12 protein-coding genes are annotated in these 11,977 nt (G+C 37.7%); 6 read left to right on the top strand and 6 right to left on the bottom strand.

Annotated features, from left to right (window positions below; genetic code table 11):
• Positions 1-23 precede the first annotated feature (23 nt).
• Positions 24-2,537, bottom strand: coding sequence for a DUF1998 domain-containing protein (locus DWQ18_07345; protein ID RDJ32988.1), 2,514 nt, complete (start codon positions 2,535-2,537; stop codon positions 24-26).
• 198 nt (positions 2,538-2,735) lie between these two features.
• Here DWQ18_07345 and DWQ18_07340 point away from each other — a divergent pair, with 198 nt between their 5' ends.
• A complete protein-coding gene (locus DWQ18_07340) occupies positions 2,736-2,930 on the top strand; it encodes a hypothetical protein (GenBank protein ID RDJ32987.1) in 195 nt (64 codons plus the stop codon).
• A 33-nt stretch (positions 2,931-2,963) separates the two neighbouring features.
• Positions 2,964-3,773 carry a site-specific DNA-methyltransferase gene (locus tag DWQ18_07335; protein ID RDJ32986.1) on the top strand — a complete coding sequence of 270 codons (810 nt, stop codon included), beginning with the start codon at positions 2,964-2,966 and terminating at the stop codon, positions 3,771-3,773.
• 2 nt (positions 3,774-3,775) lie between these two features.
• On the opposite strand, the gene DWQ18_07330 is transcribed toward DWQ18_07335, so the two are convergent.
• The 4 genes from DWQ18_07330 to DWQ18_07315 are packed head-to-tail and all read right to left on the bottom strand — an operon-like array spanning position 3,776 to position 6,785.
• Entirely contained in the window at positions 3,776-4,129 is a 354-nt protein-coding gene (locus DWQ18_07330; protein RDJ32985.1) for a translocase, read from the bottom strand.
• A gap of 24 nt (positions 4,130-4,153) precedes the next feature.
• A complete protein-coding gene (locus DWQ18_07325) occupies positions 4,154-5,311 on the bottom strand; it encodes an MFS transporter (protein RDJ32984.1) in 1,158 nt (385 codons plus the stop codon).
• On the bottom strand, positions 5,308-6,000 hold the full coding sequence (locus DWQ18_07320) for a methyltransferase domain-containing protein (GenBank protein ID RDJ32983.1): 693 nt from the start codon (positions 5,998-6,000) through the stop codon (positions 5,308-5,310). Before DWQ18_07320 ends, DWQ18_07325 begins: the two co-directional genes overlap by 4 nt.
• A gap of 59 nt (positions 6,001-6,059) precedes the next feature.
• Positions 6,060-6,785, bottom strand: coding sequence for a proteasome subunit alpha (locus DWQ18_07315; protein RDJ32982.1), 726 nt, complete (start codon positions 6,783-6,785; stop codon positions 6,060-6,062).
• A 123-nt stretch (positions 6,786-6,908) separates the two neighbouring features.
• On the opposite strand from DWQ18_07315, the gene DWQ18_07310 reads away from it, so the two are divergent.
• Both DWQ18_07310 and DWQ18_07305 read left to right on the top strand, forming a co-directional pair.
• A complete protein-coding gene (locus DWQ18_07310) occupies positions 6,909-7,295 on the top strand; it encodes an ArsR family transcriptional regulator (GenBank protein RDJ33431.1) in 387 nt (128 codons plus the stop codon).
• 97 nt (positions 7,296-7,392) lie between these two features.
• On the top strand, positions 7,393-8,667 hold the full coding sequence (locus tag DWQ18_07305) for a Glu/Leu/Phe/Val dehydrogenase (protein RDJ32981.1): 1,275 nt from the start codon (positions 7,393-7,395) through the stop codon (positions 8,665-8,667).
• 5 nt (positions 8,668-8,672) lie between these two features.
• Here DWQ18_07305 and DWQ18_07300 read toward each other — a convergent pair whose 3' ends face one another.
• Positions 8,673-9,050 (bottom strand): topoisomerase, encoded by a 378-nt coding sequence (locus DWQ18_07300; GenBank protein ID RDJ32980.1) that lies wholly within the window; start codon positions 9,048-9,050, stop codon positions 8,673-8,675.
• 50 nt (positions 9,051-9,100) lie between these two features.
• Here DWQ18_07300 and DWQ18_07295 point away from each other — a divergent pair, with 50 nt between their 5' ends.
• Together DWQ18_07295 and DWQ18_07290 are read left to right on the top strand one after the other, a co-directional pair.
• On the top strand, positions 9,101-9,784 hold the full coding sequence (locus DWQ18_07295) for a GMP synthase (protein RDJ32979.1): 684 nt from the start codon (positions 9,101-9,103) through the stop codon (positions 9,782-9,784).
• Between the two features lie 42 nt (positions 9,785-9,826).
• On the top strand, positions 9,827-11,944 hold the full coding sequence (locus DWQ18_07290) for an acyl-CoA synthetase (protein RDJ32978.1): 2,118 nt from the start codon (positions 9,827-9,829) through the stop codon (positions 11,942-11,944).
• Positions 11,945-11,977: the final 33 nt, after the last annotated feature.

Below are 11,977 nucleotides of genomic sequence, written 5' to 3'. Positions count from 1 at the left end.
ACTCTATCGCAAGACTCTTAATTTCATACTAATGGCCTGTCGCCTTCAGTTGGATCCTCTAGCACTGTCTTCTCACCATCGTTAATTCTCTGCAAGACTTCAAGAGATGAGTACTTGTGAAGATACTCGTTGTTGTTTCCACATCTGTAAGAAAACGTGCACCTGGGACATCCTGCCTCGTTTTTGCAGGGGCACTCTTTTACAATGTACATGCTGCGCTCTAGTGCTTTCTCAAATCTATCGTAGAGTGCTTTGCTTGCACCATTTCCACCAATTGCGCCATCGTAAATGAATATCAGACCTGATGCCCCTAGAGATATTCCTCCAAGGTCCTGCGATACACCTCCGGTAATCATGTTGCTTCCTTCTATTACAACATGCTCTGTTGCATGGTATCCGCTTGCCTCAACATACTCTTGGTCTTCAGACTTTGCGATCTCTTTTTCAGGTCTTGGTGCATGAAATACTATTCCTTTAGTTACAAAGTCATACTCTAGCTTCTTCTCAAGCAGAACTTTCTTTCCCTGCGATACCTCTTGGCCTAGCTCAATGTTGACGTAACCGTAAACGCTCTTTTGTATGTGCAGCTTGCAAAACGCAACTTCCATCCCAAAGACCTTCCTTTGCTCATACACTGTTTCAATTGTAGGCCACTCTTCAGTTAGGGCTTTGGTATAGTATGGATAGTCTCTTGGAATGCGTTCAAGCTTTGCAAAGTTTTTTTCAGGATACTCAAACTCTTTTACTTTGTATCTGATTCCTGCAAGAAAGTAGATCGCATCCTTGTGAAGCTCTTCTAATGCAATGGGTAAAATTCTGTCTCCTACTTTTCTTCCATCAAGAAATATGTCAACTGAGCTTCCTATGCCTCGAATGCTAAACTCGCTTAGCAGCTTGTACACCGTGTCATAGTTTGGAACGATTCTGTTTTCTACTAAGACAAGGTTTCCCTCTTGAAGATGTTTTTCAATGATATCAGAGTGCTCTTTTAGCTCATGCCTTGAGATTGGCTTATCGCAAGCCATGGCCAAAACCTGAAACTCTTCAACGAAAGGATTCTTGGGGTCAATGTACGTCTTTTCTGTATCATCAAAATAGTCATCAGGGTGATTCTTGTAGTACTGAGATATTGGGTCATTTCCCAATGCCAGAAATGCATATCCTCTCTGTCCTTTCCTTGCCGCCCTTCCAATTCTTTGAACCAGTCTGTTTACAGGAATTGTAGATGATATCACTCCATCAACGTTTCCAACATCAATGCCAAGCTCAAGTGTTGGTGTGCATGATATTGCTTGTAGCGCATCCTCCTTGAATGCCTTTTCAACAGACCTTCGATAGTTTGCCATCAGCCCTGCCCTGTGAACCTTGATGCCAATCTTTTGCTTTCTTGCCTGCATTGCAAGCAGCTCAGAGTTTAGATGCGAGTTGCTAAACACCATCGTCTTGTGTTTTTTTTGTGTAAGCCTTTTTGTCAAATCAACCATCAGGGCACGCTGTGTTCTCAAGGATGGAAAAAGCATAACAAAATCTGTTTCGCTCTTGTTTCCAGACCCGTGAATGAGATTCATCTTTTCTCCAAACAACTTTTCGGTAAATTCTATTGCGTTATCAAGGGTAGCTGATGCTGCAACAAATTGAATTTTTTTTCCAATTCTTTTTAGCCGTTTGATGATATAGTGAACATTAGAGCCAAATATTCCGGTGTACACATGTGTCTCATCAACAACAAGAAACTTTATTGATCCAAGAAGAGAAGCAAATTTTGTCTGGTGAAACATGTGGTAGTGCAGCACATCAAAGTTTGTTACTATGATCTCTGGTGGTTCATCTAGAATTTTTGCGCGCTCTGTCTGTTTTGTGTCTCCGTCAAATACTCCAACTTTGATTCCAACTCTTTGCGCAAGCGAGTTTATCTTTGGAAACTGATCTCTTGCTAGTGACTTTGTCGGGTACACAAACAGTGCAAATGTTTTCCCAAAACTTTGCTTCTCAGAAAGAATCTTCTGTACAATTGGAATCAAAAATGCTTCAGTCTTTCCTGATGCAGTTGGGGCCTCAATGATTACATTATTCCCATAGATTATCTCCGATATTGCATCTTCTTGAAATTTGTAAAATGAATCAATTCCTTTTTCAGACAAGTACTTTGATATTTCACTGTCTAATCCAAATTCTGATACCTTTTGACCCATTTCTGGCTCTGGTTTTTTCATTACCTTGTAAAATGACACGTAATCCTTCTTTGAGTACAGTACAGATTTTGTAACCTCGTCTAGCTTTGCAGTGCCAATCATCTTTTTGATTTCTGCCTCATCGCGAATTATTCCCTGCTGCTGCAGTCCTTGCTGCATCTGGTCCTTGTTTGGTATCTTTCCCTTGTCAAACCTTGTTAGAAAATTCAGATACGCCTCATCAAAATTTTTTGTAAACTCTAAAATGTCCTCCAGCTTGCAACCTGGGCAAAAAATTACCATCTTCTTGTTAAATGTCCTTTGTATCTCTAGACGCGTCTTACAGTTTGGGCAGCTATACTTCATGGTGTCTCATAAGTGACTGTGAATGGATTTATTGTTTGAGAATTCACTTGAGCTATATCTGGGGGCATACCTCATTGATCGCACTACTGTATCCCTGTACCATGCCTATACTGCAAAATCCCGAGTCAAGGTAAACTCATCAGGTGTTTAAATTGGTAAACATGCCAGAGTTATCTATCATATACTGATACTAGAAGCATGACCAGTTACACAAATGAAGTAGCAAAGATTCATCGAAGCTTTCAAGCAGCTATCAAAAAAGCAAAATCAAGACAAGCTGTTCTAAACGCATACTGGAAGCACAAGAGAGAACACGAAAAGCTACTTGCAAAGCATCTCAAAGAAGAGATGGCTCTAGTCAACAAAATCAAAGGCAAGATGGAATACAGATAATAGAACTTTCCAACTATTCCATCTTTATTTTTCATGACATTATTAAGCAAGGTTTCCATAACAAATCTAAAATTGAAATCACTTACTCCAAACAAAATTTACAATGTAAACTGCATTCATGGAATGAGTGAAATACCTGACAAGAAGATTGATCTTATAGTAACTGATCCTCCATTTGCAATAAATTTCAAAGCTACAAAGGCAAACTACAACCGAACAGCCTCGCGAGTCATGCAGGGCTATAACGAAATAAAGCCTGAGGATTACTATGACTTTACTTTTCAATGGATGTCCGAAGCATTTCGAATCCTAAAGGATTCGGGAAGCATGTATGTCTTCTCAGGGTGGAACAATCTCAAGGATATTCTAATGGCTTTAGATGATGTTGGTTTTGTAACGATTAATCATCTAATTTGGAAGTATCAATTCGGTGTAGTGACAAAGAAAAAGTTTGTCACGTCACATTACCACTGCCTTTATGTCTGCAAGAATCCAAAGAAGAGAAAGTTCTATCCATTTTCTAGATTCAAAAAAGATTCCAAAAATAAAGAAGGCCGTAGCCTTCACTATAAGGATAAAGAGGATGTCTGGGAAATAAAAAGAGAGTACTGGACTGGTGATGAAAAGACTCCAACGAAACTTCCTTCTGAAATAATTGAAAAGATTTTGCAGTATTCTAGTAAGCGAGGTGATCTTGTACTGGATCCATTCCTTGGGTCTGGCCAGGTTGCAGTGATTAGCAAAAAGAATGGACGAAAGTTTCTTGGCTTTGAGATTGTAAAGGAATACTATAACTTTGCAAAAAAGCGATTAGACAAAAATATCTATAGAATTAAAAAGTAATTTCATTCTGTCTTTTCCGTTTCTTTTTTTGGCTCAATTGGTTTTCCAATCTTTGATGAAATAATCTCTCTTAGCTCATCAGTTGTCTTTCCGGCAAAATTAATTCCCAATGATTTTGCAATCATCTCAAGCTTTTCTCTTTCATTTTGCACAGGACCTGAGACCTGAACATTTTGTGTGCTAAAATCTTTCATTTGATTCTGCACTTCGTCTCTAGCTTTTTTGTATTCAGCAGAAGCACGTCCTAATTTTTTTGCTGCCTCTGGCAGCTTGTTTGTTCCAAGAATCAGTACCAGTGCTACAAAAATAATGATTATCCACTCACTGCCTGCAACATTTAGGGAAAAATCAATCACGCATACAATTACTCAAATCTTAAATTAAAGATTTGGATTCTTTTTTGGCTCTAATTCCTTACGTTTGATTATTGAGAGAATCGTAACTCCTATTCCTATTGCAAAAAATATCAGATATGGAGTACTGTTTGCTTGAATCTCTGATATTATTCCAGCAGAAATTGGACCTATTGCCCATCCTATGCCAAAGATTGTCTCATATGATCCAATGATTGTACCTGAAATCTCCTTTCTTGTTTTACTCAGGATTATTTCGATAGTCAATGGGAAGAATATGCTAAACCCAAATCCCATAAACAAAAATGCAACCGCAAACTCTATCATTGATTCTGCACCAAACGATATTAACAATCCTGTGGCAATTGATGCAGCAGCTGCAATCAGAGTATGACTAGTTCTTCTTGCCAGCTTTCCTGCAACTAAAAGTGTTGCAATGCGAGAGATACCAAATATGAAAAATAACATCTCGATTTGCACATCACTCATTGAATTATCATTTAGAAACGCAGGGTATACTGTCAAAATTATGCCAAATGTCGATGTACAGTAGATTAACATTATAATCACATGTGGAAATTTTTTCATCTCCCTTATTGCATCAAAAGAAAACTTGGCGGCATGCTCGCGAATTTTGTATCTTGATGATGATAGTGATGAAATTATTGCAAACGCAAGAATGAATGCTGCAATTTGGAATACTATTCTTAATGATACATCAAGATTTTCCAAAAGTATCGAGCCAATCAAGGGCCCGATGGTGAATCCGGCAACAAAGAATCCTGTAAATCTTGCAATGTTTCTTACTCGCTGTCGTCCATCACTTACATTGGATATGATTGCCACACTTGGGGGCCAAAAGAATGCATGTGCTATTCCTGTCATAATTCTAAATCCCATTATCTCTGGCACTGATTGTGCAATGGATAACAGATACACTGAGGTTGAGTTGATTACAACCCCTATTGATAAAAGATATCCATTGTTGAATCTATCCAGTAGCAATCCAACAAACAACGGGATAAACATGTAAGGAATAAAATTTGCAAATCCAATGAGTCCGATTTCTGTATATGATGCACCGATTACATTTTTTGCAAAGACTGGTAGTATTGGACCATGTAATCCATAAGAGATTCCAACTAAGAGTCCAGTTACATTTACTAAAATTAAAGCTCTTTTCATTTGTATGCGGCAACCATTATTGCCCCACCCATAAGATCTTTCTCAAATTCTACTTTGGAGAATTTCTCCCTTAACATCTCTTCGAGTTTTTTGTTTTTGGGCCATCTCTTGTATGTTCCATACAATGTTCCAAACTTCAAGCCTAGTCTGCCCCCTGCAATTAGCGCAACGATAGGCAGAATCGCTCTAAGATAAAATGAAACTCCTAATCTGATAAATAGCTCATCAGGTTTTCCAAGATCTACTATTACAAATCTACCTCCGTCCTTCAACACTCGATGAATCTCTGAGATTGCAATTTTCAAGCTTATGGCATCTCGTAATGAATAACCGCAAAGTACTGCATCAAACTTTTCATCTTGAAACGGAATGTGTTCAAAAACTCCGCAAGACATATCTGGTGTTTTTTGGAAAAACATTCCTGTGTTTTTTAGCATTGGAACTAGCGGGTCATACAGTGTAATTGTGATATCTTCATTGCAAATCCCTGATGCAGTTTTTGACATGTTTCCAAAACCTGAACCTGCATCAAGAATTTTGTTTCCTGGAAGAACTCTGCCAGAGATGCCTCGCTTTCTGTGTTCCTTGTCTTTTCCCAATGAAATGTATGAATTTACTTTATCATAAACTGGAATGATATCCCTTAGTACCTCAATTACCTCTGCCCAGTAGCTACTGCCTAATCCCATTTAGAAAATAACCTCGTCAAAATAATTTTTTAATTTATGATTAAAACTAAAGAGCAAAACTACACTTTGAATTTTTGGCTAGCAATTTGCTGATATTTTTCAATCTCGCTCTCTGTGATCTTTTCTAAAACTTTTTTCTCAGTAGTGATTTTTGCCATCTTGATATTTTTTACACCGTCTTTCTTTTCTGATTTAATGCTGATAGCAGCTACTGCAAGTGCGGCTGCATCTTCTAAACTCAAGCCATCATTGTATGTTTTCTCCAAAAAGTCTGTTACTTCATCAGCTGAAGCCCCAATTGCAACTGCTGCATATGGAACAAAAGTTCCACTAGGATCTGTAACATAGATTGATTGACCTTTCTGGTCAACTCCTGCAATGATTAGTGCAACACCATATGGTCTGACTCCGGAATACTGTGTAAACTGATGACACTGGTCTGCTAGATGTTTTGCAACCGTCTCTACCTCAACTGGTTCATCATAGGTCATCTTGTTTCCTTGTGAGAAGAATCTTGCATTATCTACTTGAACTCGAGCATCTGGAATGTATCCTGCTGCGGCCACGCCGATATGCTGGTCGACTTGGAATATTTTTTGAGTAATATTTGATGTCTGTAATGCACGTGGTTTTTCCTCAACTGCCATGATGATACCCTCTTTGGATTTAATCCCAATTGCTAGGGTTCCACGCTTGACTGTCTCAATGGCATATTCTACTTGGTAAATTCTACCATCTGGAGAATACATTGTAGGCGTCATATCATAACCGCGTGATGCCATCATTTCAAAACGAGTTTATGCTAAGTCAATTTAAGGGTAATTGTTAACTCTAGTCTCAGTTACTGTGACATATGGTATAGATCTGGAAATAGTATTTTATGCTATTTTCAACAATTATGATTGGTCATGAGTATTTCTCAACTGATGGAATTCCGACAAGTCATCCGATCTTCAGAACTAAGCCCTGAACGAAAGATTGATCGGCAAACAAAAAAACTCTTGATGTATCTTTTTACCAGTACCAGAGGAGGCTTTACAAGATTAAGAATTGTAATGATGCTTCTCAAGCAACCTCTTAACACACATCAACTATCGCAAGAACTTGATTTGGACTACAAGGCAGTTCAACATCACATGAAGGTTCTTGAAAAAAATAACATCGTCTCAAAAATTGGAGACAAATATGGTGCAATGTATCATCTATCTAATTTTCTAGAAATAAACATTAGAGCATTAGATGACGCAATTGAAAAATTAGAGAGACAGATGACATTCAAAAAAGTGTACATCTAATCATTGAAAATTTATCAATTAGCGATCAAAAACAAATTTCCAAATTCAGATAAGGACAGCGTTTAAATACAATTCTAAGATCATCAAGTTGGTTAATTTGGCAAATGTAGATCCATTTGAGAATGCATCACAACAAGTTCATGATGCATGTGATGTTTTGGGAATTAAAGACAAAGGAATGCGTGATTATCTTACAATGCCAAATAGATTGGTTAGAATTAAAATTCCCGTAAAGATGGATAACGGAAAGATTCGTGTATTTACTGGATTTAGAAGCCAACACAACAATGACCGTGGACCATACAAAGGAGGAATTAGATACTTTGATCCAGAAGGTGGAGTAAAGTACATGGAAAGAGAAGTCATGGCACTATCATCATGGATGACTTGGAAGTGTGCAGTAGTGGATGTTCCATTAGGTGGTGGTAAAGGCGGTGTTTTTGTTAATCCTAAAAAAGAAAAACTTAGCGAGGGTGAGCTAGAAAGAATTACCCGAAGATTTGCTTACATGTTATCTGAAGTAATAGGTCCAGGAAAAGACATTCCTGCACCAGACGTCTATACAACTGGAAAAGAGATGACGCAAATCATGGATACTTTTAGTAAATTAAATGAAAACAAATACTCTCCAGGTGTAATTACTGGCAAGCCAATCTCAATGGGTGGTTCTTTAGCCAGAAATGTTGCAACCGGTCTTGGTACTGCATATTGTGTAAGAGAAGCAGCAAAAACAATTAAACTAAAACTCAAAGGCGCCAAAGTCGTATTACAAGGATTTGGAAACGCATCAACATTTGCAGGTGAATATCTTGAGAAGATGGGCGCTAAAGTTATTGGAGCAAGCGATTCTAAAGGTTCCATAATTGTACCAAATGGTTTCAAAGTTAACAAGTTAATCGAATACAAGAAAAACAGGGGCTCTGTAGTTGGATTCCCTGGAAGCAAAAAGGTATCCACTGAGCAATTACTTACAACAAAATGTGATATCTTGATTCCTGGTGCTTTGGAGAATCAAATCGATAAAAAGATTGCAGCAAAATTACAATGTAAAATTATTGCCGAAGCTGCAAATGGTCCAACATTACCAGAAGCAGATCCAATAATTTACAAAAAGAAGATTATTGTTGTTCCAGATATTTTAGCAAACTCTGGCGGAGTATGCATATCATACCTTGAATGGGTTCAAAACAACATGGGGTACTATTGGTCATTTGAAGAAGTTGCAAACAAAATGGAGGCAAACATTACTCGAGGCTTTAGAGATACATATGCACTATCAAAGAAACATAAAATTGACATGAGAAGAGCTGCAATGGTTTTGGCAGTTGGTAGAGTAGTAGAAGCATTCAACCAAAAAGGCATCTGGCCTTAAATTTTCTATACTAAATACGATTCATAACATACTAGTTGTTCAATAAATCGAATCTTTCCTTTAGTAATCTCTACGAGTTTTTTCTTGTACGATAAATCAATTCTAGTCCTTCTTTGTATCTGATAGATTATACGTCCAGTAAGATATTTGCCCTTTCTATCTCCATCAAGAAGCATAATGACTGTATCATAATTTGCTATATGATCAGAAAACCTTGTAATTCCTCCAAATTTATGAAATTGAATTATCTTTCCTGAAAACCCAATCTTTTTCAAGGCTAGTTCGTCACGTTTGCCTTCAACTACGACTACACTTTGGGTCTGCTGGTTTAATGTATCAACAAAGTTTTGGATGTCTTGAATCTCTTGTAATGAAACTTGCACGATAACAATAGTCACTTGAACATATTAAGAACTTTGGTGGATAATAACAAATGAGTGATGTTCTTGCAATTCAGAACACTCGTATTGAGGGCTCAGGATTCCTTGGAAAAATTCTTTCATCTGATGGGTTTGATATAACATCAATTAATGCAAAGCATGAAAAGATTCCTGATGAAGAATATTCATTTCTAATTGTTCTGGGTGCACCAGAATCTGCAAACGATGATAGAGATTATTTGAAAAAAGAACAGGAGCTGATTCGGAGATACGTTTCAAAACAAAAACCTGTCTTAGGAATATGTCTGGGTTCCCAGTTAATTGCAAAAGCATTTGGCGCGAAAGTTTTTCCTGGTCCAAAAAAAGAGATTGGATTCTATCATGACCTAATTCCAGAATCACAAACTGGACTCTTTTCTGGATTTGATAATCCGTTTACAGTATTTCACTGGCATGGTGACACATTTGATCTTCCAAGTTCTGCAAAAAGACTCGTCCGCTCCTCAATGTATCAAAATCAGGCTTTTCAGATTGGAACTGCAGTCGGTCTTCAGTTTCATCTAGAGGTTGATGACTCTATGGTGAATCTTTGGTTGGATAACACTCAAGAAAAGATTGACAAAATCCCGTACATTGATCCTCAGAAAATACGTGATGATATTGATGAAAATATCACACTTGTTAATGATAATTTAAGAAAATTCTACAAAAATTTCAAATCAGAATTTGACCTTTGACCAAAGTTTAATATATTGAATTTTGTTCTCACCGATCGACTTATGAATTCTGTGAAAAAAATCTTTGATGAAACAATTCAAACCCGTCACAAGGTTATCACAGAAGAACTATCAAAATCAATTCTAAAATCATATGGCATTAAAGTTCCAGGTTATGCCCTTGTAACATCTGCAGATGAAGCAGTCAAGCAAGCAAAGAAGCTAGGATTTCCTCTTGTTATGAAAGTCGTCTCCCCACAAATTCTTCATAAAACCGATGTTGGTGGAGTTAAAGTTGGAATCGATAATGTCGCTGATGTAAAAAAGACATTCAATGACATGTATGGCAGATTATCCAAGAAAAAAGGTGTTGAAGTAAAAGGTATTCTCTTAGAAAAGATGGTTGACAAAGGCGTTGAACTAATCGTTGGTTTACAAAATGACTCACAATTTGGTCCAGTAATTATGGTTGGAATGGGAGGAATATTGACTGAAGTAATGAAGGACGTTGCCTTTAGAATGCTTCCAATTACTACATCTGATGCAAAATCAATGCTAAATGAGCTAAAGGGCTCTAAAATGCTCAAAGGATTCCGTGGAAGCAAGCCAATTGATCTTAACATGATATCAAAAGCACTTGTTCAGATTGGAAAATTAGGTGTTGATAATGCATCTCACTTTGATAGCATTGACTTTAACCCTGTGGTGGTATATCCAAAATCATATGCAGTAGTTGATGCAAAAATTCTACTCAAAAAAGAGATCAAAAAAGATGCTATCTCAAAAGCAAAACCAAACGCAGAACACATGGAACAATTCTTTACACCAAAATCTGTTGCCCTAGTAGGTGCATCAGCAACTCCTGGAAAGATTGGCAACTCTATTTTAGACAGTCTAGTAAATTATGATTTCAAACAAAAAGTTTATCCAATTAATCCAAAGTCAGAAGAAATCTTTGGACAAAAATGCTATCCTTCCGTAGCTGCAATTCCAGATCCAGTTGATCTTGTTGTGGTTTCAGTTGATTTGTCAGTAACCCCACCTGTCTTAGAAGACTGTGCAAAGAAAGGAGTTCATAATGTTGTAATTGTTTCTGGTGGAGGAAAAGAATTAGGCGGAGAAAGAGCAGCATATGAGGCTGAAGTTGCAAGATTATCTGCAAAACACGATATCAGAATTATTGGTCCTAACTGCATTGGAATGTTCAATGCTGCTAATCGTCTTGACTGCGCATTCCAAGGCCAAGAAAGAATGGTTCGCTCAAAATTAGGAAATGTAGCATTCTTCTCACAGAGTGGAACAATGGGAATTAGCATGTTGGAGAGCGCTGACTCATTTGGTCTATCAAAGATGATCAGTTTTGGTAATCGTTCTGATGTTGATGAAGCAGACATGATTTGGTATGCTGCAAATGATCCTCAAACCAAAGTTATCGCATTATATGTAGAAGGATTTGGCGATGGTAGAAAATTCATCAATACTGCAAAACGTGTAATGAAAGAAAAGAAGAAACCCATTGTAATCTGGAAGAGTGGAAGGACAGCTGCAGGTGCAAAACAGGCTGCATCTCATACTGGTTCCCTTGGTGGTTCAAATGCAATTATCATGGGTGCATTCAAGCAGGCAGGAATTATTTCAGTTGATAGTTATCAGGATCTTGTCGGAGTAGCAAAGGCTTTGGCATGGCAACCTGCTGCAAAAGGAAATCGTGTGGCTATGACTAGTAATGGTGCTGGCCCGATGATTGGTGCAATTGATCAATTAGAAAAGCATGGTCTTACAATTGGAAAAATGTCTCCTGCACTAATCAAAAAGATGAAGGATCGTTTCCCACCTGCAGTACCAATTCACAATGGTAACCCCGCAGATGTTGGTGGTGGTGCCACTGCAGATGATTATCGATTTGTCATTCAACAATTCATGGATGAGAAAAATGTTGATATTGCAATGCCATGGTTTGTCTTCCAAGATGACCCACTCGAAGAAACAATCGTTGATTATCTTGCTGAATTCCAACAGAAAAAACAGAAACCAATACTAGTTGGATGCAACGGTGGTCCATACACTGAAAAAATGTCAAAACTGGTTGAGAAACATAATGTTCCAGTTTACAGCGACCTTAGAACCTGGGTAGCTGCTGCTTCTGCTTTGGCCCAATGGGGAAAAATTTCAAGTTCCTAGAGAACATTTAAGTTCAGTATCACATCGCACATA

The sequence above is a fragment of the Thermoproteota archaeon genome (genome assembly GCA_003352285.1).
Lineage (GTDB): Archaea > Thermoproteota > Nitrososphaeria > Nitrososphaerales > Nitrosopumilaceae > PXYB01.
This window is presented reverse-complemented; position numbering and strand designations above follow the sequence as displayed.